Origin of the sequence: Geobacillus thermocatenulatus, from assembly GCF_002217655.1 — a bacterium.
Lineage (GTDB): Bacteria > Bacillota > Bacilli > Bacillales > Anoxybacillaceae > Geobacillus > Geobacillus thermocatenulatus.
The window spans coordinates 1,262,460-1,283,467 of sequence record NZ_NEWK01000002.1; the positions used below are offsets into that span (position 1 = coordinate 1,262,460).

General features: G+C 50.1%; 19 protein-coding genes and 3 pseudogenes. 10 read left to right on the plus strand and 12 right to left on the minus strand.

The genetic code is table 11. The features are described 5' to 3' along the window. Positions 1–3: 3 nt before the first annotated feature. From yhaM to B9L19_RS15335, 3 genes are all read right to left on the minus strand, one after another. On the minus strand, positions 4–981 hold the full coding sequence (yhaM, locus tag B9L19_RS15325; protein ID WP_025950935.1) for a 3'-5' exoribonuclease YhaM: 978 nt from the start codon (positions 979–981) through the stop codon (positions 4–6). A 118-nt stretch (positions 982–1,099) separates the two neighbouring features. Next, on the minus strand, positions 1,100–2,329 hold the full coding sequence (locus B9L19_RS15330) for an ABC transporter permease (protein WP_089113979.1): 1,230 nt from the start codon (positions 2,327–2,329) through the stop codon (positions 1,100–1,102). Next, a complete protein-coding gene (locus B9L19_RS15335) occupies positions 2,322–3,221 on the minus strand; it encodes an ABC transporter ATP-binding protein (RefSeq protein ID WP_047753604.1) in 900 nt (299 codons plus the stop codon). The genes B9L19_RS15330 and B9L19_RS15335 overlap by 8 nt, the downstream gene beginning before the upstream one ends. Positions 3,222–3,368: 147 nt before the next feature. Here B9L19_RS15335 and B9L19_RS15340 point away from each other — a divergent pair, with 147 nt between their 5' ends. After that, positions 3,369–3,554, plus strand: a complete 186-nt coding sequence (locus tag B9L19_RS15340) for a YhzD family protein (RefSeq protein ID WP_014194986.1) — start codon at positions 3,369–3,371, stop codon at positions 3,552–3,554. 37 nt (positions 3,555–3,591) lie between these two features. On the opposite strand, the gene B9L19_RS15345 is transcribed toward B9L19_RS15340, so the two are convergent. Continuing rightward, positions 3,592–5,097: a coproporphyrinogen III oxidase gene (locus tag B9L19_RS15345; RefSeq protein ID WP_047753606.1), complete on the minus strand. Its 1,506-nt coding sequence runs from the start codon at positions 5,095–5,097 to the stop codon at positions 3,592–3,594. Between the two features lie 666 nt (positions 5,098–5,763). Between B9L19_RS15345 and B9L19_RS19115 the strand changes: the two genes are divergently transcribed. From B9L19_RS19115 to B9L19_RS19450, 4 genes and pseudogenes are all read left to right on the plus strand, one after another. After that, positions 5,764–5,919 carry a hypothetical protein gene (locus B9L19_RS19115; protein ID WP_157720888.1) on the plus strand — a complete coding sequence of 52 codons (156 nt, stop codon included), beginning with the start codon at positions 5,764–5,766 and terminating at the stop codon, positions 5,917–5,919. Beyond that, positions 5,880–6,323 (plus strand): hypothetical protein, encoded by a 444-nt coding sequence (locus tag B9L19_RS18825; RefSeq protein WP_128733394.1) that lies wholly within the window; start codon positions 5,880–5,882, stop codon positions 6,321–6,323. The genes B9L19_RS19115 and B9L19_RS18825 overlap by 40 nt, the downstream gene beginning before the upstream one ends. Before the next feature lie 63 nt (positions 6,324–6,386). Further along, positions 6,387–7,436 (plus strand): hypothetical protein, encoded by a 1,050-nt coding sequence (locus tag B9L19_RS15350; protein WP_241771916.1) that lies wholly within the window; start codon positions 6,387–6,389, stop codon positions 7,434–7,436. Between the two features lie 164 nt (positions 7,437–7,600). Continuing rightward, positions 7,601–8,038 (plus strand): annotated as a pseudogene (locus B9L19_RS19450) (DUF6431 domain-containing protein); the annotation flags it as partial. Here B9L19_RS19450 and B9L19_RS15360 read toward each other — a convergent pair. The 7 genes and pseudogenes from B9L19_RS15360 to B9L19_RS15385 form a co-directional block, all read right to left on the minus strand. Further along, positions 7,979–10,324, minus strand: a complete 2,346-nt coding sequence (locus B9L19_RS15360; protein ID WP_047752176.1) for an Athe_2463 domain-containing protein — start codon at positions 10,322–10,324, stop codon at positions 7,979–7,981. The pseudogene B9L19_RS19450 and the gene B9L19_RS15360 sit on opposite strands and share 60 nt — an antisense overlap. An 87-nt stretch (positions 10,325–10,411) precedes the next feature. Then, positions 10,412–11,416 carry a stalk domain-containing protein gene (locus tag B9L19_RS15365; protein WP_157720889.1) on the minus strand — a complete coding sequence of 335 codons (1,005 nt, stop codon included), beginning with the start codon at positions 11,414–11,416 and terminating at the stop codon, positions 10,412–10,414. A gap of 423 nt (positions 11,417–11,839) precedes the next feature. Next, positions 11,840–12,028, minus strand: a pseudogene (locus B9L19_RS19850) (IS701 family transposase); the annotation flags it as partial. Between the two features lie 3 nt (positions 12,029–12,031). Further along, positions 12,032–12,187: pseudogene (locus B9L19_RS19455) on the minus strand (IS701 family transposase); the annotation flags it as partial. A 631-nt stretch (positions 12,188–12,818) separates the two neighbouring features. Continuing rightward, complete coding sequence (locus B9L19_RS15375) at positions 12,819–13,682, minus strand: Cof-type HAD-IIB family hydrolase (RefSeq protein ID WP_047752180.1); 864 nt, start codon at positions 13,680–13,682, stop codon at positions 12,819–12,821. Positions 13,683–13,815: 133 nt separating this feature from the next. After that, positions 13,816–14,175, minus strand: coding sequence for a YlbF/YmcA family competence regulator (locus B9L19_RS15380; RefSeq protein WP_047752181.1), 360 nt, complete (start codon positions 14,173–14,175; stop codon positions 13,816–13,818). Between the two features lie 71 nt (positions 14,176–14,246). Then, positions 14,247–15,380: a DUF445 domain-containing protein gene (locus tag B9L19_RS15385; protein WP_047752182.1), complete on the minus strand. Its 1,134-nt coding sequence runs from the start codon at positions 15,378–15,380 to the stop codon at positions 14,247–14,249. A gap of 126 nt (positions 15,381–15,506) precedes the next feature. Here B9L19_RS15385 and B9L19_RS15390 point away from each other — a divergent pair, with 126 nt between their 5' ends. Genes B9L19_RS15390 through B9L19_RS15405 form a run of 4 tightly spaced genes read left to right on the plus strand, consistent with a single transcriptional unit; the run spans position 15,507 to position 20,162 of the window. Beyond that, positions 15,507–16,583, plus strand: a complete 1,077-nt coding sequence (locus B9L19_RS15390) for a YheC/YheD family endospore coat-associated protein (protein WP_047752183.1) — start codon at positions 15,507–15,509, stop codon at positions 16,581–16,583. A gap of 6 nt (positions 16,584–16,589) precedes the next feature. Then, positions 16,590–17,675 carry a YheC/YheD family endospore coat-associated protein gene (locus B9L19_RS15395; RefSeq protein ID WP_047752184.1) on the plus strand — a complete coding sequence of 362 codons (1,086 nt, stop codon included), beginning with the start codon at positions 16,590–16,592 and terminating at the stop codon, positions 17,673–17,675. Continuing rightward, positions 17,653–19,002 carry a YheC/YheD family endospore coat-associated protein gene (locus tag B9L19_RS15400; RefSeq protein WP_047752185.1) on the plus strand — a complete coding sequence of 450 codons (1,350 nt, stop codon included), beginning with the start codon at positions 17,653–17,655 and terminating at the stop codon, positions 19,000–19,002. Before B9L19_RS15395 ends, B9L19_RS15400 begins: the two co-directional genes overlap by 23 nt. Further along, the gene (locus B9L19_RS15405; RefSeq protein ID WP_047752186.1) at positions 18,996–20,162 is read left to right on the plus strand and encodes a YheC/YheD family endospore coat-associated protein; all 1,167 of its coding nucleotides are present in this window, start codon (positions 18,996–18,998) and stop codon (positions 20,160–20,162) included. Before B9L19_RS15400 ends, B9L19_RS15405 begins: the two co-directional genes overlap by 7 nt. Here the strand turns inward: B9L19_RS15405 and B9L19_RS15410 are convergent. Continuing rightward, positions 20,122–20,523, minus strand: a complete 402-nt coding sequence (locus tag B9L19_RS15410; RefSeq protein ID WP_047752187.1) for a hypothetical protein — start codon at positions 20,521–20,523, stop codon at positions 20,122–20,124. The two genes, B9L19_RS15405 and B9L19_RS15410, sit on opposite strands and share 41 nt — an antisense overlap. A gap of 115 nt (positions 20,524–20,638) precedes the next feature. Here B9L19_RS15410 and B9L19_RS15415 point away from each other — a divergent pair, with 115 nt between their 5' ends. Further along, complete coding sequence (locus B9L19_RS15415; protein WP_025951220.1) at positions 20,639–20,827, plus strand: hypothetical protein; 189 nt, start codon at positions 20,639–20,641, stop codon at positions 20,825–20,827. The last annotated feature ends 181 nt before the right edge of the window (positions 20,828–21,008 follow it).

Sequence of the window (21,008 nt, forward strand, 5' to 3'; positions counted from 1 at the left end):
TCCCTACTCTTTACTACCCGCGTTTTTTGGCTTTGAAACAGATAAAAACGCCGGTTTGTAAAACGAGCGGTTGTCAAGGGCAAAGACACGTTCGGTGAATTCACCTGGTTTCACTTTCTCAAGCGCGCGGTCGATCATCGTAATTTTCGCATCCAAATTGTCAATGTAATGAAGCACCTCGGCTTCTTTGACAAGCGGCGGCTTCGGGCTGCCCCATTCCGCCTTGCCATGATGCGCGAGCACAAGATGCTGCAAAATGACAACTTCTTCCCCTTGAATGCCGAGCTGTTCCGCCGCCTTGCTGATCTCGCTCACCATGATCGAAATGTGTCCGAGCAAATTTCCTTCAAGCGTATACGTCGCCGATACCGGACCGGATAATTCCATCACTTTGCCAAGGTCATGCAAAATGACGCCGGCATAAAGCAAGTCTTTATTGAGCGACGGATAGAGATGGATGAGCGCCTTGGCGAGTTCAAGCATCGACACGACGTGATACGCCAGTCCGGAGATGAATTCATGATGGTTTTTCGTCGCCGCTGGGTACTCAAAAAACGCCTTTTCGTATTTTTTCAACAAATAGCGGGTAATGCGCTGGATGTTCGGATTTTCCATCGCAAATATGTATTCCATGACTTTCGCCTTCATTTCCTCGCGGCCGAGCGGAGCCTTCTCCAAAAAGTCATCGATGCGCACCGCATCGCCCGGATGTGCGGGACGGATCGAACGGATGCGCAGCTGCAATTTGCCGCGGTAGTTATGGATGTCTCCCGCCACTTTGACGATGCACTCCGGCACATACCGCTCTTCGTCATCCGGCGAGACATCCCACAGTTTGGCTTCAATGTCGCCGCTTTTATCTTGCAAAATCAACGTTAAGAACGGCTTGCCGTTGCTGGCAATGCCTTTCGTTGCGGATTTGATGAGCAAAAAGAGATCAACTTGTTCCCCAACCTCATAATGGATGATGCCTTTCGCCACTTCGTTCTCCTCCGTTTCTCTGTACGTACTTTCTAGTATATCATAACGGGTAGAGGGCAAAAAGAAAGCCTTGCCGAAACGGCAAGGAAACATTGGCCCATACGTCCCGTCACACTGTTTATTTTTTTGTCAGCTGAATGGCCTGTTTTATATCCTTGAAAATGTTCATTCGCCCATACATCAGCACGCCGCCTCGGTACACTTTGGCGCCAAAATAGATCAGCAAGGCAATCGTCGCCGCCAAAAGCGCAAGGCAAAGCGCCACTTCCCATCCCGGCACGGAAACGAGGCCGATGCGCAAAAACATGAGCATCGGCGCAAAAAAAGGAACGAACGAAGCGCCGGTCACGAACGCCGACTCTGGGGCATTCAAGCCAAACATCGCGATCATAAAGGCAGCGACAACCAGCATCATGACCGGCGTAATCGCCGGCTGCACATCCTCAACCCGGCTGACGAGCGAACCGAGCACGGCAAACAGCACCGCATACAAGAGGTAGCCGAGCAGGAAAAAAACAAGAGCGTATCCAAAGATCGAGGCCGGCAGGTGGTCAAATCCGAGAAAACGCCACACTTCCTGCCCGCTCGTTTTTAACGCGGCGAACGCGACGGCGAAAAACACGAAAAATTGCGTCAAGCTGACAAGCGCAACGCCGATGATTTTGCCAAACAGCTGTTGGACTGGCGGGACGCTTGACACTAAAATTTCCATCACGCGCGACGATTTTTCCGTCGCCACCTCCGTCGCGATCATACCTCCATACATCAAAACGAACATATACATCGCGAACAGAAGGACATAAACAAGAGCGCGGGCTTGGTTCAGCTCCTCTTCCGTCTTCGCGTTTTTTTCCAATGCCACCTTTTGGAACGGAACCGGTTTGTAAAGCTCAGCCATTTGTTCATCCGTCAGGCCGAGCTTAGCAGCTGAAAGTGCTGTTTTCAGCTGGCTTAGCGCTCGTTCCAGCTCCTCAGGCGTCTGATTGTCCACAATCGTATTGGCATAATACACCGCTTCCGGCAATCCTTCCGCATCCATGGACAATACGAGCAATCCGTCCCATTTGCCTTCTTTGACTGCTTCTTTCGCTTCGTTTTCCATATCCGTAATTTTCGTCAACGCTACTTGATCATCGTTTGCTTGCTTCGCAAGCGGACCGTACAAAGACCCCGTGCGGTCAATGACCGCGACATGAGTCTTTTCATCACCGGTGAAAAACTCGATGATCGGCTGAATGTTGGCCACCCCGATGATCAACAGGCAAGTGATGGCAGTGGTCACCAAAAATGCTTTCGCCTTCAGCTTCGTCTGATACGTATGTACCGCCACAAGGAAAAACTTATTCATACGCCGCACCTACTTTTTCAATAAAGATATCATTCAGAGACGGTTCCTCCAAGGCAAACAGACGAACCGCGACTTTTCCTGCTATATGGCCGAGTATCGCTTGCGCCGCCTCCTCATTGGCGATTTGCAGCCGCACCCCTTCCGCCGTCCGCTTCCACTGCAAAACGCCAGGAAACCGCGCCAATTGTTCAAACGGCCCGTCCCCTTGAATAACAAGTATTTGTTTGCCAAACGAACGTTTCAGTTCACGCAGCGCTCCAGCCACCACCGCGCGGCCGCGGCGCAAAATGCAGACATGTTCGCACAGCTCTTCCACATGTTCCATCCGATGACTCGAGAAGACAATGGTCGTGCCGTTCCGTTTTAAATCAAGCACCGCTTCTTTCAACAGTTCAACGTTCACCGGATCAAGACCGCTGAATGGCTCATCCAAGATTAATAGCTTCGGTCGATGAAGCACAGCAGCGATAAACTGGATTTTTTGCTGGTTGCCTTTCGACAGCTCCTCGACCCGCTTGTTGGCGTAATCGCGGATATGGAAACGCTCGAGCCAGCGGTCGATTTCCGGAAGAAGATCCGTCTTTTTCATCCCCCGCAGCCGCCCTAAATACAGAAGCTGCTCTTGCACTTTCAGCTTCGGGTACAACCCGCGCTCTTCCGGCAAATAGCCGATCAGATGGCTTTTCGCGTCATCAATCGGCTCGCCTTGCCAACGGATCACCCCTTCCGTCGGGAGCAGAAGGCCTAAAATCATGCGAAAAGTGGTTGTTTTTCCCGCCCCGTTCGCCCCAAGCAATCCGAACATCTCCCCTTCCGGAACCGTCAACGTCAAATGATCAACGGCCGTCGCCTGGCCAAACCGTTTCGTCACCTCAATGATCTCTAAACCCATCCACATTCCCCCAACGTAAAATAAATTTTCCACTACACTATTAAAACGTACAATCTTAAAAAAAGTTTCAGATAAAAGCAGGAATTTGCCGATCCAACCGCTAATGAAAGAGAAATGAATGATGGTTCAGCGAAAGGGGATGATCACATGCCGATGTATACATTGACCGCTTTTGAGCGCGACGGGGAAAAATTGCTCGATGAAACGTTTGAAGCAGCCAATGATGAAGAAGCGAAAAAAATCGGCGAGCAAAAGCTGCGCGAGCGCGGCTGTTGGGACAAAACACACCGTTGCGTCAACGCCAGCGGCAAGCTCATTTTATTTCACCGCTAATCAAAATACCCCGGGGTTGTTCCCGGGGTGTTGTTATTTATCCGAATATTCCCTTTAATATATTGATTTTCTCTTCCGTATATTCGGTGAAATGCTCGTTGTACACTTTCGGTTCTTTTGGATTCGCCTGGCGGGTGATGTTCCGCGTTTTCGGATCGACGAATTTGCTTGATGCCCCGCAGCCAAGGCCGATGATCGACTGCTGCTCTTCCATGATCATAATGTTGTATATGCTCTCTTGACCTGGCAGCGCGTAGCCGACGTTTTCAAGGTTGCCGAGAATATTTTTCTGCCGATACAAGTAATACGGGACATATCCGTGCTCCTTTGTCCACTCCTGGGCCGCCTTCATCATCGCCTGCACTTCCTCGCGGCTGGCGACTTTGTACTTTTGTTTGTTTTTCGTCATTTCCGACGCCCGCTTGAACGACAGCGTATGAACGGTCAGCGACTCGGGCAGAAGCCGTTCCGTCTGTTCAAGCGTATACGTAAACTCTGGAAGCCCCTCGCCCGGCAGTCCGATGATTAAGTCCATGTTGATGTTGTTCATCCCCATCTGCCGCGCCAAGTGGAACTTCTCAATCGTTTCTTCAACGGTATGATGGCGGCCAATCGCTTTTAACGTCTCTTGGATGTACGACTGCGGGTTAATGCTGATTCGGTCGATCTTCCATTTTTTCAATACGTCAATCTTCTCCGGCGTAATCGTATCCGGCCGCCCGGCTTCGACCGTGATTTCACGGACGCGGTCAACATCCGGAAAGACGTCGTACATATGAGCGTACAGCCGGTCCATCTCGTCGGCCGTAATGCTCGTCGGCGTCCCGCCGCCGTAGTAAATCGTCGTAATGCGAATGCCGCGCTCGCGCAAAAAGCGGCCGACCGCCTCCATTTCGTAATGAAGGCCGGCCAAAAAGGCGTCGACCGACCCTTGGCGGCCGTTGATGGCGTACGCCGGAAATGTGCAATACGCGCATTTCGTCGGGCAAAATGGAATGCCGATATATATGCTCACTTCGTGGGCCAAATCGTACAAATCCGGCACGACCGTGAGCTGGCGATCCACGATCGCTTGCATCAATTCGATTTTTTCGTTTGTCACTAAATACTCTTCAGCCAGCTTCCGGTGCGCCTCTTCTTTCGAAAGGCCCGAGCGCAAAAGCTGATGAAGCAGCTTGACCGGGCGGACGCCGGTCAGCACGCCCCACGGCTGAACGAGGCCGGTAGAACGCTCAAGCAACGTCAAATAGACATGCAAAACGGCGTTTTTCAGCTGTTTTTCGTACGTTTTCCCGTCAGCGTCCGCCGGCGTGCTGCGTTCATGACTTACTTCCTCAACACGCCCGGACGTCTTGTCAAGAAGCGTCCCCGAAACAGCAATGCCCCCGTCTTCCTTGACGGAAAACATAGCGGCCATATCGGCCTCGGGAAGCGGCGCGAACGACAGCTCCGGCGCTTCGAAAAACAGCTCGGTCATCACCTCAAGCGGGCGCTGAAACCGTTCCGGATTTGGCAGTCCTTGAATTTCAATCCGCACGTTCATCACCTTTTCTGTCAAACTTCTTTCAGTGTACTGAACGGCTGTTTCCTTCGTCAAGCGGAAGAATGCACCTTTCGCCGACTTTATTGGGAATGGCTCCTGCTTGGAGAACCTAGAAGGCCGGTGAAAAAGTACACTCTGAGGCAGGGATTTAAGGGGCTTATGTCGGGAAAATCGTTGGAACGGAGCTTGAATGGATGATGAAAACCCCCAAAAACCCTTCGACTCATCCTTACCCCAACAGTACAGAAACAAAGGATTTTTTATTAATTTTTTAAATCAGCACAAAAAGTGATGACAATCCCTATTAATTGTAGTTGTGTTGACCGAAACGTTATTCCGAAAAACAAAATAAAAATCCTTTCTTTACTACCCTGTTAGGGTGCGAAATGTGAGATTGTTCACCATTTTCATTTGCCTAAAATGGCCTCAAAGCTGACTAACTCGGGTAAAATTTACTATTGAAAAGTTTATTTTTAATAATTTACAATGGAACTGTAAAAAAATGATAAATAATCCAACCCCGATGTGGTGCGATCCACGGGGGAGGGGCGCGCCCCTCCCCCCCGTGGGCAAATCACTCAAGCATATACGATTGTCAAGGAGCATATCCAACTGGAAATTCGATTTAAAAATCTTTCTAAACATACTATACGAGGGGGATAAGAAATGAAGAAAATGAAATTTTGGAAATTCGGACTTGCTACAGCCTTGTCCGCTTCTTTGATTTCTCTTTCTTCAGGAGGAGTTTTTGCAGAAGAGAATAAAGACAGTGTTTCGAAATTATGGAAAATGCCATCCATTATAGCAATGAAGCAAACTTGAGAGCAGCAGTAGAAAACGGAAAAGTGACGGCTCAAGGATCAATTTCTATATCCACGGTAGGGACAGGCTCCACGTATATTTATGTTTCAGAATCTTCACTATCTTCTTCAATAAAAGGAATTGCTCCGAATGCGTATCCTGTTAGTGAAGTGAAGGCTGTTGGAAAAACGACGAGTAAAGTTACTCTTTCATCTCATGGAGTAACTACGACGTTAATGCTTAATGGAAACTCTCTAGGCACTAAGCACGATACTGGGTTAGGAAAAACAACTGATACAGCAACAGTTTCTCATTATCCAGGAAGTATTCCTTCTGGATGGGAATATCGAGCGACTTCTCATCACACATTATCAACTTCTACCAATACTTATATGGCTGATACAGGGGATAGTATAAGATTTTAATAAAAACTAAAAGCTCAAAATGCTGAGGCATTTTGAGCTTTTTCATCAAGGTAAAAACGAAAGGTGGAAAATGATAAAATGGATCCAAAAAAAAGCTATTTGATTCTAGCACTCACCATGCTTTCTGTATTGTTGTTTTCAGGATGCAATCATTTTTTAAAAAAAGAAAATAGGCAACCCTTACATACAAGTGATACTATCTCCTTCCATGAAAATGAACACTTTATTATACCAAATAATGCGCAGGAACAGCTTGGATTTATTCCTGATACCGCAACTTCGTTTGCAGTGGATTCGAAACTGAAAAAAAAGTGGATGATTGATAATGAATCCGTTGATATTGTTTCTTTAAAACCTGGAATGAAACAATTCACGTTCAACTTTATCATTGATAGTCTAAAAGATAGAGACCGTCACTTTCGTCTGTTTATTTTCCATAATCAAAAATTTGTTAAATTTTCGATTAACAATAAAAAATATACGTATTATGATATTCGCATGAAAGGGAATGGATCCTTAAAAATCCCGATTCGTGTCCAGATAGCAAATAATGATGATTTTAGTGAGTATTTGCCTATTTTAATTGATAAAGATCAAAAACATTTTTTTACAGAAAACATACCTGTAACGAAGATATTAGTAAGTAAAAAGAATAAAAATGATTTCTCTGAAATACCATCACATATAAAATTGGATAATGTTCAAAAGATATTTAAGAAGGAAAAGAGTAAAAGCAACGAGTTTGGCCTGCCATCTGTTGTTTTGTTAAATGATCGTTTCACCCCTTTAAAAGTAGAAGAGGTTCATAAAGCACGGTATGTTCGAATTGATCAAAGTCCGCACAAAATGGTGGAGGAGATCATGTTTTTTGATATGGAAGGAAATATATATGGATTAAAAGGAAAACAACCTCGTTCTTATACACTTGAACAACCAAAAGATCAGGATTTTATCATCCCTATTCCAAAAGAAATCACTTTATCTAGCAAAAAACGGTTTTTCTTGTTAATTAACAACAATCCAAGAGAAGAAAGTTTTATTCATCTAGATGATATACAAAAAGGAAAAAGTCGTGTTTTCCTAAACTTCGCCAATCTATATGAAATACGATAAGGTTTATTGTAAATTATCACTTTGTTTCGGAACAAAAGAGCCATTTTTTTTGCACATTCTTTCAGAAAGCCCTCTCCCCTTTTCCGAAAGAATGTGCTAAATTTTTTGTGAATTATTTCGGAAGAAAAAGTCCATCGGTTCAGAGGAGGGGAGGGGAGGAGGACGTGATTCAATTTCATGACTTTGGCATTGACGTTCAAACGTATGCAGAACGTGGAAAAGAAAACGACTTCCCTCTTCTGACACAGTGTCCGCATTGCCGGGCCAAGCGCTCGTTGCACCGCCACGGTTACTATAAGCGAAACGCATTGACCCCACATGGCGATGATCGCATTTGGATTGTGCGGTATCGCTGTCGGGAATGCTTGAAGACGGTGAGTGTGCTGCCTTCCTTTCTCCTCCCGTATTTTCAGTATACGTTGTCCGCCGTATGGCAAGTCGTGAAAGAGCCGTTGGGATTGACCGAAAGGACGAACCAGGCTCCGTTCCTCCCGACAAAGGACGGCATCATCTTTTATATCCGACGGTTCTGCCGAAACCTATCAAGCCTTCATAGCTTTTTTGCGAGGCGGTGGAGGATCATAGGCCCTATCATGAAAAAACTTGCTGTCATACTCCCACCAGCCTGGAACCCAATAATAGACCCGAGTTCCATCCCATTGATACAACGAATACGTTGTTTTCCATGTATTTCGTGTATGATTTAATTTGCACACCGCGTAAGGCTTCTCGTTTTTTTGCACCGTGATGGCATTTTTCGCGACATTGTCTTTATACGGATCAGACCCATCCCGCAAATATTCAACCCATTTTCGAGTCGGATTCGGGTAGTTCACCTCAATCTGAAAGACCTCGTCCCCCGTCGAAAGAGATACGTTCGGCACCGCGACATGGTATGTCGTCGGCTTGTTCGGCGGAACCAAAACAGACCCTCTATACAATACCGAGCCTTCTTTGTAAAGGACAAACGGAATATCCTTCGCTTGTCCTTCCAAGTTGTAATTCGTCACCGTAAACGAAAACGACAAATCCTCTCGGCTGGATGATTGATTGTACGGAAGACGAATCCCTTGCGGCTTTACTTGAAAACCTTTCACGCTGATATTGATCTCTGCACAAATACGCTTTTCAATAGGGCCATCGTTGGAATAGTCCGTGCTTTGTCCATTCGCCCGATGTTTTGCATTCAACACGACACGAGTGAAGACACAGGGGCCCTTTGGCGTCACCGCGTTCGGGATCTCAATCCGAACCATATCCCCCGCCTTTCTCAGCGTCTGCGTCGCCCTTTGATCTTTGAACCCCTTTTCTGTCGTGACTTGGTCGCTGACGGTCGCGTCAATCGAAGCAAACGGATTCTTGTCAGGCCTTTTCGCGTCACCGACAGGCATGTTGCCCTTATATTTTTTCACGTAGTAACGCAGCGTGTACGTATGATTCGGGATCACCGTGTCCGCGACATCTCCTGTCGCGACATCCACCAACTCAATGCGGTTCACAAGACCGATGTCCTCTTGTTCGACGTCAAAGAGAAACTCCGACTTGTCGTCGCCTCGATAAATGTTGTCTCCCTTTTCAAAAAACCCAATCGGAATGCTGGCTCCCATCAATATTTTCTTTTGCGGCGTGTAAGGAACGGTGTACTCCCAACGAAACTCCACGGTCTCTCCGTACTTAATCGCAGTCTTCGGCGTCGTCGGCTTTGCCCCTTGAGCGCCCTCAAACACCACCGAATAGTCGTTGAATTGCAACGCGTCCTCATCAAAGGCGTACATGTGGTCAAGCGTGATGGGACGATAGGTCGTATCGTGGTTGGCTCCTGTCTTCATGTTCTTGACCTTCGCGACAAAGACATACGTCTGTCCTCGCGACACCTTGTTGTACAAGACTTTTTTGGTTTCCTCGATGTCGTCGTCATCGTTCGGGTCCCGTTTGGCTGTCGCGATAAGTTTCAGGTCTTGGTCCCCGTCTCCGTCCACGTCCGTCTTGAGATAAATGTCGTACTCAACCAGCCGCAAGTTCGGCTTAATCGGTTTCTTCATCGCAAACGACACATATCTCAAGCTGCCGTTCGTATTGTGCCACCCCGTCACAATGCCTGTAGAAATGTCAGGGTCGGAACGAAACGAAAAGACTCTTGCATAATACTCCGCGTTTTCTTCCAACGATTTTTTGGGATTGATCAAACCTGGATTTGCAGGCAACAATTTCTCCTTAATCCACTGAATCCGCTTCGAAAGAGCTTTGTAGTCATAATCCGTTTTTTCCATGTACCCCATCGAAGCAATTTGTTCGAAATTCACCCATTTTCGCGTGTACCATTTCGTGTCCGTTGCCGCGTAATCATCAGGAAAAAACGGGTTGTCTACAGGCTCCCCGTCGGGCGTATAGCCCAAGTACCGCCACTCATAATGTTTGCCTTTATACGGACCGACCGTGATCAACGTCGTCCCCGAATTGTCTCCCATATACACCCGCGTGCGAGGGTCTTGCCGCCCTTTCTTTAAGTTGCAGTCCGACGAGCTGACCAAATAGCGGCCGTTGCAGCCGAGCTCATCTTGATTGTTCTCCAACATGTTTTTCATGTTTTGCTGATCCGCCGTCGGGTTTTTCGGCGGCACAATGGTGTACCAATGGAATTCATTCCAATGGAAGTCCTCCCAAAACTTTTTGTCCCCGCCGTAAAACCGATATTGCGGACTCTGCTTCCCGTCTTTCGTCCGATAAGCAGGATTGAAGGTGATATACGTCGGCGCCCCCGTCGTCGTCGTGCGGCCGTCGTAGTGTTTGATAGTTTTCCCTATCAAAGGATCTCCTAATGCATGTACATCAACGCTTATCCCAAAGGAAAACAAAAAGGCCAAAACAATTCCTGCCCACTTCTTCATGCAAACACCCCCTTCTCTTTTTCTGTTTAACGTATTTTATCAATCAAAACAGAAAATATAACAAAAAAGACGGGACCCATCGCCCCGTCAACGTTGATACAAGTTCTTCACTTGAACAAAAACTTGACTTTTTCCTTCAAAAATCAATACCTTTCTCTTTCCAAACGTCAACCATTTTCCGACCTTGTCGTCTACATTTTCCTTTTTCTCAATTCCTCTATACAAGATGTCGTAAACCTCTGGCAGTTCGTAAAACTTGAACACCTCTTTTAACACATAAGGAGTTTTGTAAAATTCAGGGTTCCATCGGTTTCCAAACCACTGATTAATCCCAATCTCCAAATCCACACCCTCAATCCCCGTGTCTTCGCAAACAGCGAACGCCCAAGCGCCGCTGGATTGCGCAAACGGATTGAAAATCGCAGCCGCCCCGTCAGGATCAGGCTGATACAATCCAAGCTCATCTGCCAAAATGCGAGCATTTTTCACAGGATCGTTCGTCATTTTCGACTTGATTTTCGGCGGCGTCCACGTTTTCAAAAACTCCTGCTTCGCCAGCTCATCAGGATCGGTCGTTTTGCTGCTCGGCGTCGTCGGCTTGGCCGTCGTTTTCGGCTGCTTGCCGACATACACCACCGTCTTGCCGCTTGTCGTTTTCGTCGAAAGCGGGTACTTCATCACGTCACGAACAAACGGCGCAGGAACGTAAAACACATTGTTTTTGATGCGCGCCTTGTCGCTTGTTGGGTACTTCACCCCTTTTTTCGTCGTCCACACCAAGTAACGCGCCTTCCCGTTCACTTTGGCGTATGTTTTCCCCGCCTGCACTTGAATCTTCGTTTTGTTTTTCAGCGTCACCGTAGCCGTAAGCGTCTTCGAACTGTACGAATACTTGTCCCCCATCCGCGTCACCACCGCCTTCAGCGGCACGTACGTCACGGAATTCGACACAAACGGCACGCCCTCTTTCGTCGGCACGGCTTTGTTGTTGACGTAAAGCAAGATGGAGGATTGCGCCCAACTGTGCGAGAGCGGGAAAAATAATGTCCCCAACAACAAGAAAGACATTATCACATGCTTCGCTTTATTCATCATTTCCCTCCTATGTCTATCATATCCAGCTCTTATTATAATACATGTTCTTCATGATGGAAATCCCTCTTATCCATTTATGTAAAAATAGTAAAAATGTTTCAGGTCGCAACGATGTCCGCGTTTTCAATACACTTCTCCCTTTTCCACTACAATATTTGTATAAATAACCCGTGGTGCTAGTCGAGCGTTAGCCACTCAACTAGCACCACGGGTGTGGTATATTATTTATCTTTTGCTACGAAAAACCCTGTCATCCCCACAGTAAAGCTTGGTGCCAAACTCCAAAGGAAAAATCCCCACCTGTTTGTCAATAAGGAAATGACTAAGAAAATCAACGGCACGAACAACATTACTCCTACTGTAGATGAGCATTTTTAATTACAATAATTTCCATGTTCTAAGAGACAAACAGGATACCCCTTAGGCCACATGGAGCTGTTTTTTGATCACATCAATGGGAATATCTTGCTTCGCGGCGTCATCAATGAACTCGACGACGCTGTGGCCTTTCCGCGATCGAAGAAGCTCCAGTCCAGCGGAAAGGGTTTGTCGGGATTCGGCGATGCTGTACACGCAGGAGAGCAGCACCACCGCCCAATACCGTTTCACCCAGTGATGGACATCGGTCAACGTTCCCGAAAATCCCTTGGTGGTCAAGGCATCGACAATGTGAACGAGATGCTTCAAGACCGGTTTGGAAAGTTGCAGCGTCAACCCCAAAGTGAAGAAAAACTTGTAGATTCCTTGGTGATGTGCTAATCTATTCATGGGACATGAACCTCCTTGTGGGTAGTTGGTAGCACATCTATTCTAACCAAGGAGTCCGGTTCATGTCTCCTTTTTTGTTTGATTGTCAATTTATGTTAGCGAATTTGCTCATCTACAGTTTTAATTATTTCTCTGTTTATTTTGTTTTTCCAAATAAAAAATAAAAAAATAGATCTAAAGGGTCTTTTCATCAAGATGATCACTATTATTATCATATTATCAGCATTGGGATGGATGAGCAAATTGTGATGTAATAGATGCACCTTGAAAAGCCCGAGTTCGACAGTTTTGAGGTCATTTTAGGCAAATGGAAATGACCAAAATGTTGTTATATCAAGGCAAGGGTTTCGTAATGTGGATCCTAGAAGGCTGGTGATTGAGTGAAAAGTCGCAGAAAACGGATTTCCTTCTCAAATTGAGAAACCCTTTAAAATCAACGATTTTCGTTCATCCAAAAGCAACTGGTTCGGCGCAATCGGTTGTTTTTCACCATCCTCCTAGATACACGTCCAAAGTGCGCCCAAGAGGCATTTTGTTTGCCTAGTGACTATCGAACTCGGAATGTATTAATGAAGAAAGCCGGGCATTCACTCCCGGCCTCATTTTGAAACAGCAAGCCCCCATGGACTGCTCATCGTTTTGTTTTGAGTTTTTGCAAAAACTCGATCCGTTGCTGTTTGCGGAAATGTTCTTTCACCATGTAGGCGACGCCGAGCTGTTCGTTCGAACGCGTCACCCAGTCTGCCGCCCGCTTCACCTCAAGCGGCGCGTTCCCCATGGCGACGCCGAGTCCAGCCGCTTCAATGGCGGGCAAATCGTCAAGGCCGTCACCGATCATCACCGTTTCTTTCAACGATACGCCGATATGTTGAGCCAGCCGGCGCAACCCCGCGAGTTTCGACACTCCTTGTGGGACAATTTCCATTTTTCCGTTTGGCTGCATAATCATATCAATGGACGGAATCGATTTCATCAATAAAGCGGCCGCTGCATCCCTCTCTTCGTCTGCAGCAAAATAGACATCAATTTTCGGCACAGCGATCGGTTCGTCGATCAGCACATCGCCGAGTGAATCGACAAATTGAGTCGGATAGAAAAACGGGTCGCTTGAGGAGAGAACCGTTTGCACGACAAGGTTTTTCTTCACCTTCTTTCGATTGCCGAGCGAATACCGCTCATGCATAAGGCGGATGTTGCAGTTGAAATTTTCTAAAATTTGCACGATATTAAACGTCCGCTCCTCAGGGATCACGGCGTCAAACAGCCGATCATCAAGCGTTCTGGCAATCATCGCTCCTTGGAATGCAATGAGCATCCCATCAAGCCGCAGCGCTTTCGCCACTTTGCGGGCGGAAAGCAAATTGCGGCTCGTGATTAACGTAACATAAACTCCTTTTTTCTTCACATAGTCGACCGCCTCTTTCGTTTCGCGCGGCAGGCGGCCGTTGTTTTTTAAAATCGTTCCGTCAATGTTGAGCGCCAACAGCTTATACACGGCTGTCTCCCCCTTTTGTCCGTCTCAACCTCTCTTGCCGCCGCCAGCAAGCTGGCGGCGGCTTTGCATTCCTTATCATTTTCATGACTATGACGAAACGGACAAAAAAAGAACACCCGACCGGGTGTTTTTCCTATCTTCCTTCCATGAATGAACGGTGCAACTCCTCAAGCGGCTTCATGGCGATTTGCTGAACCTCGGCAATGGTTATGCTCATTTGCTGCTCGAGCGCCATCAGGCGGGCGAGTTTCTCGTTTTGCTGGGCGAGCGCCATCGCCTTTTGCGCCTGTTCGATTTCATCAGGCAAAATGGCCGCCCCGCGCATCTGTTTTTCATGGAGCCGAAGCTGGATGTCGCGGACATTCACGAACATTCGATAGGCGATTTCATCTCGGCGGACATCTTCGTATGCCCGTTTCAGCTGCTGAAACGGCTCGCTCGCCCGAATCGCCTGCTCAAGCTGTCTAGCGAGCGCATGAAGGGGTTCAGACATAAAAAGAGCCTCCTATACGAATATCGTTCACGTTCTAACGTATGCGCCATCTGACGGCGATATGCCACAGCCTACAGCCATAAGCCAATGACGCCTTGAACAGCGCCGATCAACCCGCCCAGCAAAGCGCCCAAATACGTAATCATCTTTAGCTCGCGGCGGGCAATCGATAAAATGATCGCTTCCAACCGCCGCAACGAAAACGACTCCACTTGGTCGCGGACGATATCCTCGAGCCCCAGCTGCGCCACGATTGCCTCAATCTTGCAGCTGAGCAAACGGCTGACCGCTTCCGCCGCCTGCGGGATGAGGCGGTCAAACAATGGTTGCTCATACGGAGCGATCAGCTCATCAAGCGGGCGATGCAGCCAGCCGCCGCTTTGCACCAAACGGCGGACAGCCGACCGCATCGCTTCATCGATGCGCTGGCGGCCGATCATCTCTTCCACGGTTGCGAGCGGATAGTCCAACCATTTGTTCCACTCCGTCCAAAGAAGGCGGGAGAGCACCTCTCTTGTGCCAGCATGGCGCAAAAATTTACCGAGCTCCGCCTGCACCTTATCGACGAAATGGACATTGCCAAGCAGCATTTGCAGCATATTTCCCACCATCCCGCGCTCTTGGAAAAAACGCTCGATCATGCTGGAAATCTGCTGCTTTCCCTCCTCGCTGCGAAAGTAGTCAAGCGTCCTGTCGGCCAAATAACCCGCTAGACTTTCGACGCGCGCTTCCATCGTCTGCTTCAACTCCGCTGGCAATACATCGCGTATCGGCCGCAGACGCCACGTTTCGCTCCACCGTTCGTACGCTCGCTCAGCTTGCTCGGCCGCCATCGCTTCGAGCCGCTCGGCTGGAGAGCGAATACCGAGGCGTTCAAGCAACTCAGCCGGCGTTTCTTTGCGCGCAAGCCACTTTCGAAGCCATTCCCGCCCCCACTCGGCCATCTTGGCCGTAAAGGCCGGATCCGTGAGTTTGCGCCGCAATCCTTCCGGCGTCACCAAATGCTCCACGACCGTTTTCCCGAGCTGTTCGGCCAGCTCCTGCCGCCTCTTTGGAATCAATCCCGGCGTAAACGGCAGCCGTTTTCCAAACACGTACATCGGCTCATATGGGCGAAACAGCATCACGATGGCGATCAAATTCGTCACCCCGCCAATGAGCGCCCCGACCGCCACCATAAACAGCAAATAAACGAACGTTTCCATCCTCTTCTCCTTCCGTCCCCGCCGCTGTCACCAAACGGCGTCCGTCATCATACGATGGCGATATAAACGTTTGCCTAATTGTTCATTATAGAGCTTGCCTGACGAATGCGCAAATGAGGGACTGCGATGAGTAAACAACGAACGATGGCTGTGCTGACGGAAATCCATGAAACAAGTGAACGGGCTGCTTTTGGATCCATCCATCATTTTTGCGAGGAATTGGCGGCATATGCTAGAAAGCGTGGTCTCTTGTTTTACGTGTCCTCGCCGGCGCTTTACTTAGAGGGAGTCGGCTATCAGTGGACCGAAAGCGGATGGAGCAAGCGGGACGTGCCTCCAGCCGATGTCGTTTACAATCGCCTTCACTCGCGCAAGCTCGAACGCTCCCCTTTGTTTGCCGAGCTGCTTGCTCGGCTTGCCGAAGAGAATGGGATGATATTCAACCATCGCTTTTTGCATAAATGGGAAGTGCACTGCCATTTTGAGCGGCACGAGTACTTGCACCCGCACTTGCCGAAAACGGCGCTCTGGAGCGGTCAACATACGCTTGAGGCGTTCCTTGGCGCTTTCCCATCCGTCTTTCTCAAGCCGATCTATGGCAGCCAAGGGCGAGGGATTTTCTGCCTCCAACATTCGGACGACGGAATTTGTCTTCGCCATTCCACTTCCGCTTCAACGGCCGTATATCGTTCAATGGACGCTTTAGCTTCCGCTTTGCGGCAACAAATCCGAACGCCGATGATCATCCAACAAGGGCTTGAACTTCGCACCCTCGACGGCCGCCCGGTCGATTTTCGCCTGCTTTGTCATCGAGTCCGCCACAATGATTGGCGCGTCACGTCCGCCGTCGCCCGCATCGCGCCGCCCGGCCAATTCGTGGCCAACCTTGCCCGCGGCGGGGAGCTCATGGCGGTCAATGACGTCTTGCGAAAGTGGTGTACGAGAGCTGACGCGTTCCAGCAAAAACAGCTTCTGAAAGAAATCGCACTGGAATCCGCCGTCGTCCTCGCCTCGGAATCGGAAGGACTGTATGGAGAGTTTGGCGTTGATCTTGCCATTGACATCCATGGCCAGCCGTGGATCATCGAGGTGAATACGAAGCCGTCGAAACAGACGAATATGGCCGCTTCCTGCCAATCGGTCCGCCCGTCGGCGAAGGCAATCATCGACTATAGTTTGACATTGATGGAAGAAAAGGAGTGAACCGTTTTGCTTTCACTCGGTTTTGTCACCCTTGACGAGCAGCAAGACCACACGTATTGCACGGAGGTGGCGAAACGCGCCAGACGCTACGGCATTTCCGTCTGCCGCTTTTCACCGCTATCGATCGATCCGCAGACGGAAAATGTCCGCGGCTTTCTCTTTCAAGAGGAAACGAACGAATGGACAAACGCCGTCTTTGCCATTCCGCCATTTTTATATGACCGCTGCTTTTACGGCCATGATGAGCGGTCCAAAAAAGCAAAACCGATTATGAACTGGTTGAAGCAGCGACCTGACCTCACATTTTTAGGCTATGGCCTGCCGGGCAAATGGGACGTATATGAAGCGCTCTCCTCTCATCCCCTCTTGTCCGCATACGTGCCTCCGACTGTCCGTCTTGAGCGCGCCGATGATGTGCTTGTGCTTCTCCGCCGCGAACAAGCCGCCATCGCCAAGCCGGTGCACGGCTCCGGGGGACGCGGTATTGGCATCTTTCAAAAGAAGGGGAAGACGCTGTCCGTCCAAGACCATCACGGTCAAGAACAGGCCGTCATTGCCCGCCGAAGCGAGCTGGAACAGCTCATCGCCTCTTGGAGCCGCCGCGGCGAGTATGTCCTGCAGCCATTGCTCCCGTTATCAACCCCGGAGGGTGAACCGTTTGACCTCCGCATTCTTTTGCAAAAGGATGAAAACGGACGCTGGATAGAGCGGGTGCGGGCCGTGCGAGTCGGCCGACCGGGGGCATGGGTGGCCAACGTCCGCGCCGGCGCGGACATTCGTCCGTTTTCCGAGTGGCTCGACCGGCTTTCCTCTTCAAAACGTCTCTTCGTGCTCGATGGCATAGAGACAATCATCGAGACGTTGCCTCCTTACTTGGATCATACGTTCGGCCCTCTGTTTGAAATCGGCTTGGATCTTGGGGCAACTGACAACGGGGCGGTTTGGATTTTGGATGTCAATTCCAAACCGGGGAGAAAAGTGGCGCATCTTCTGCCCCCGGAGCAACAAAACGAACTGTACGAAGCGCCGCTTCGGTATTGCTTGTTTTTGGCCAGAGGAGGAAAAGACAATGACCTACACATTGATCATTGACGAACAACAAACCAATACGGTGATTCTTCCCGCCACGCTCCAAGCAGCAGGGCAAACGGCGGCTGCGTTCGGCAGCCTTGTCACCCCATGCCGGGTCATTTCCTCTCCCCGTCTTGTCGACCGCGTGATTGTGGCACATGACGTCGCTCGATGCTTGTCGATCCCATTTGCCGCTGACGTTCATGTCTTTTTGACCGATGAGACCGTTCACTTCGGGCCGCTTGTCGGCATTTTGACCGCCGGATTCACAAAGTCGCTCCACCGCCCGGTCGGCAGCCGGAGCTTCTTTTTTGCCAAGTTGCTGGCGCAAGAAAAGCAAGTCGGCGGATTTGCCTTTTTGTTTGGCGCGCCCCATATAGACTGGGAAAACGGCATGACGAACGGCTATTTTTACACAGAGCGCGGCTGGGAACGCCATACGGTGCCGTTGCCGAATGTCGTTTACAACCGGCTGCCAAACCGGCGCGTCGAAAAGGAGGAAACGTTTCAAACGATGACGAAGACGCTGCAAACCACCTACGGCATCCCGATCTTTAACGGGTGTTTTTTCAACAAATGGGACATTTACCGCCGGCTCGCTCTTCATCCGAAGGCGCAGCCGTATTTGCCGGCGACGTCCGCCCACGTGACGCAGCACACCATTGAGCAGTTTCTTGCCCGCTACCGTGAAGCGTACATTAAGCCGGCCGACGGCAGCCTCGGCCGCGGCATTTATCATGTAGTGAAAAAAAACGCCTATGAATGCCGATTCCGCGATGAAAGCGGAGAAATACAAACAGTGCTGTTTCCGACCGCCATGGCGGTGTGGCATCATTTGCTCGCTCATGCGCCGCTTCACCGCTATGTCATCCAACAAGCGGTGCCGCTTCTTGCCGTCAACGGCCGACCGACTGATTTCCGCGTTCACGTTAACAAAAACGAACACGGCATATGGCAAGTGAGCGCCATCGCCGCCAAAATCGCTGGAAAACAAAGCATCACGACCCATATGAACAGCGGGGGCATCGTCAAAACGCTGGAAGAAATGTTCCCAGATGCCGCCGAGCGCGAAATCATGCTCGCCCGTCTTTCTGACGCCGCCCTTACGCTCAGCCGTTGCCTTGATGAAGCATCCGAAACGTTGATCGGCGAAATCGGTTTTGACCTTGGCGTTGACCAACAAGGAAGGATTTGGATGTTTGAAGCCAATTCCAAACCCGGACGGTCGATTTTTAAGCATCCAAAATTAAAGGACGCAGACGAACGAACAGCGCGGTTGCCGCTCGCTTACGCCGTCCACCTCAGCAAAACCGCCATCACCGAACCCGAGGCGCTTTGGTCATGCTGACGATCGGCTACCGTCCTGACACCGGCGAGTGGGTGTGCAACAGCCCGGGCGGCCCTTATCGATTCGGCAGCGGCTGGGTTGCTCCCGCCGCTGTCCTTCCCGATCCCGTCTTTCCCGTCCGCGAGCAAGATGGACGGGTGGGACCGCTCGTCGGCGTGCTGGTCAGCGCCTCGTCCCTTGCCGCTTTGCTGGCTGGGAAAAAGCCGTGGCTTGAAACCGTCATCCGCTCCATCCACAAAGCCGGCGGCATCTCCGTCGTCAGTGCGGCCGCCGGCATCGGAGAGAAAACGGTCTCCGGATATGTATTCGTTCCGCCGCTTCATCGTTTCATCGAAGCGGCCGCTCCACTGCCCGATGTCGTCTACAATCGAGTAAAAAGCCGCGAAGAAGAAGAAAGCGAGCCGTTTCAAACGGCGGCCGCCCAGTTGAGCGCCCATGGCATTCCACTTGTCAACCGCTCTTTTTTTCGCAAATCGGACGTTTATGACGCGCTGCGGTCCGACCGTCGGCTCTGGCCACATCTATTGTCGACGGCGCCTGTCCAAACAGCGGCCGATCTTCGCGCTTGGCTCCGCCAATACAGCTGCATTTACTTGAAGCGGGATGACGGCGCCAGAGGAATGGGGCTGTTTCGTCTCACCGCCTTGTCGGAGACGGAAGCCATTTGCGAATATCCGGGCGGCCAAAAACGGTTCTGCTCACTCGATGCGCTCGCATCACTCATTCAGTCCGGCCGCTACATCGCCCAAGCATTGGCTGAAACGGACGAGTGGAATGGACGCCGCTACGATTTGCGCGTGCTCGCCCATTGGCACAACGGCCGCCATGCGATCACCGGCATCGGCGTCCGTTCGGCCGACGTCGAGTCAATGACGACCCATGTGTTTCATGGCGGAACCATCCTTCCGTACAAAGAAGTCAAGGAACGCATCGATGAAGCGGCGCTCGAGCGGCTTATTGCCTTGAGCGGCGCATGCCTTGGCGAACGGTTTGGCTTTGTCGGCGAGTTTTCCGCCGACATCGGCGTCGGAAGCGAACGCGAGCTTTACATTTATGAAATCAACGCCAAGCCGATGGTGTTTGATGAGCCGGAGATTGAGGCACGGCGGCTCGAGAGGCTCAATCAGCTGTTTGCCGAGCTCGCTCATCGTACGCCATAGCTAGAAACTGGCCGCTGTAGCGAAGCGCCTGGCGGAACACAGCATCAACCGCTTGTTTGACGGCTCCATTTACGCTTTGACAGACGTTCTGGCATAACATCGCTTTTTCCCACTCAGCCGCCGCCATGGCTTGCAAGAGATCACAACGCGTTGCGCCTGCTTTTCTTTGCTTTCTTTCCACTCGACTGTCGGCGTTAGCCCCAGCAACGAAATAATGCACGTATTGCCAAAGTTTACGCTGCCGCTCGGCTTCAGCCAAATAGACCGCCCATGCCTCATCCGTTTCCATCTCAGCGAGCTGCCGGGCTTTTTCTTCCGCCGCAGCGGTTGTTTCGAGCAATTTTTTGATCAGCATGATCATCGCTTGCCGCTCCTTTCTTTCCACTTGTCCTCTTTCATCCATATGAATGGCATGGATAGCGTATGCTTCTTTTGGACAAACTTTAGGAAAAATGATGAGAGAAAGGAGCAAGATGATGGAACGAAAGGAAAACGAGAGCCGGGATTCATTGTACGAAGGGCGCGATGAATACTATATGGACATCGACCGCATGATCAACGAAGGGATGGCCGGAGGTGCTGTGTACGGCCACGGCGATGACGTCAACATGGAGGAAGCGCGCGATCTTGTCAAAGAAGAGCCGCCGTACGAAACCGGCCAGTAAACGGAGCCGATTTTCCCTCGTCGGGAAAGTCGGTCTTTTGTTTTATGAAGCCTCTCCGCCAATGCGTTAGGCAGGGATCGTTCGAAACGACTGCTGTTGGCCAAACCGCCCGTTCATCCTGCGGCTTTCCCGCTTTCATCCCTTGTCTTTCTTTCCGTTCGCGGGGATTTGGTATAATGAA

What these genes read in the sequence shown, in the direction of transcription:
- B9L19_RS19115 (WP_157720888.1), top strand. Translation starts at nt 5,764, where the DNA reads ATGAAGAAAATGAAATTTTGGAAATTCGGACTTGCTACAGCCTTGTCC.
- B9L19_RS15405 (WP_047752186.1), top strand. Translation starts at nt 18,996, where the DNA reads ATGCTGACGATCGGCTACCGTCCTGACACCGGCGAGTGGGTGTGCAAC.
- B9L19_RS15340 (WP_014194986.1), top strand. Translation starts at nt 3,369, where the DNA reads ATGCCGATGTATACATTGACCGCTTTTGAGCGCGACGGGGAAAAATTG.
- B9L19_RS15400 (WP_047752185.1), top strand. Translation starts at nt 17,653, where the DNA reads ATGACCTACACATTGATCATTGACGAACAACAAACCAATACGGTGATT.
- B9L19_RS15365 (WP_157720889.1), bottom strand. Translation starts at nt 11,416, where the DNA reads ATGAATAAAGCGAAGCATGTGATAATGTCTTTCTTGTTGTTGGGGACA.
- B9L19_RS18825 (WP_128733394.1), top strand. Translation starts at nt 5,880, where the DNA reads ATGGAAAATGCCATCCATTATAGCAATGAAGCAAACTTGAGAGCAGCA.
- B9L19_RS15390 (WP_047752183.1), top strand. Translation starts at nt 15,507, where the DNA reads ATGAGTAAACAACGAACGATGGCTGTGCTGACGGAAATCCATGAAACA.
- B9L19_RS15385 (WP_047752182.1), bottom strand. Translation starts at nt 15,380, where the DNA reads ATGGAAACGTTCGTTTATTTGCTGTTTATGGTGGCGGTCGGGGCGCTC.
- B9L19_RS15410 (WP_047752187.1), bottom strand. Translation starts at nt 20,523, where the DNA reads ATGATCATGCTGATCAAAAAATTGCTCGAAACAACCGCTGCGGCGGAA.
- B9L19_RS15415 (WP_025951220.1), top strand. Translation starts at nt 20,639, where the DNA reads ATGGAACGAAAGGAAAACGAGAGCCGGGATTCATTGTACGAAGGGCGC.
- B9L19_RS15330 (WP_089113979.1), bottom strand. Translation starts at nt 2,329, where the DNA reads ATGAATAAGTTTTTCCTTGTGGCGGTACATACGTATCAGACGAAGCTG.
- B9L19_RS15335 (WP_047753604.1), bottom strand. Translation starts at nt 3,221, where the DNA reads ATGGGTTTAGAGATCATTGAGGTGACGAAACGGTTTGGCCAGGCGACG.
- B9L19_RS15345 (WP_047753606.1), bottom strand. Translation starts at nt 5,097, where the DNA reads ATGAACGTGCGGATTGAAATTCAAGGACTGCCAAATCCGGAACGGTTT.
- B9L19_RS15360 (WP_047752176.1), bottom strand. Translation starts at nt 10,324, where the DNA reads ATGAAGAAGTGGGCAGGAATTGTTTTGGCCTTTTTGTTTTCCTTTGGG.
- B9L19_RS15380 (WP_047752181.1), bottom strand. Translation starts at nt 14,175, where the DNA reads ATGTCTGAACCCCTTCATGCGCTCGCTAGACAGCTTGAGCAGGCGATT.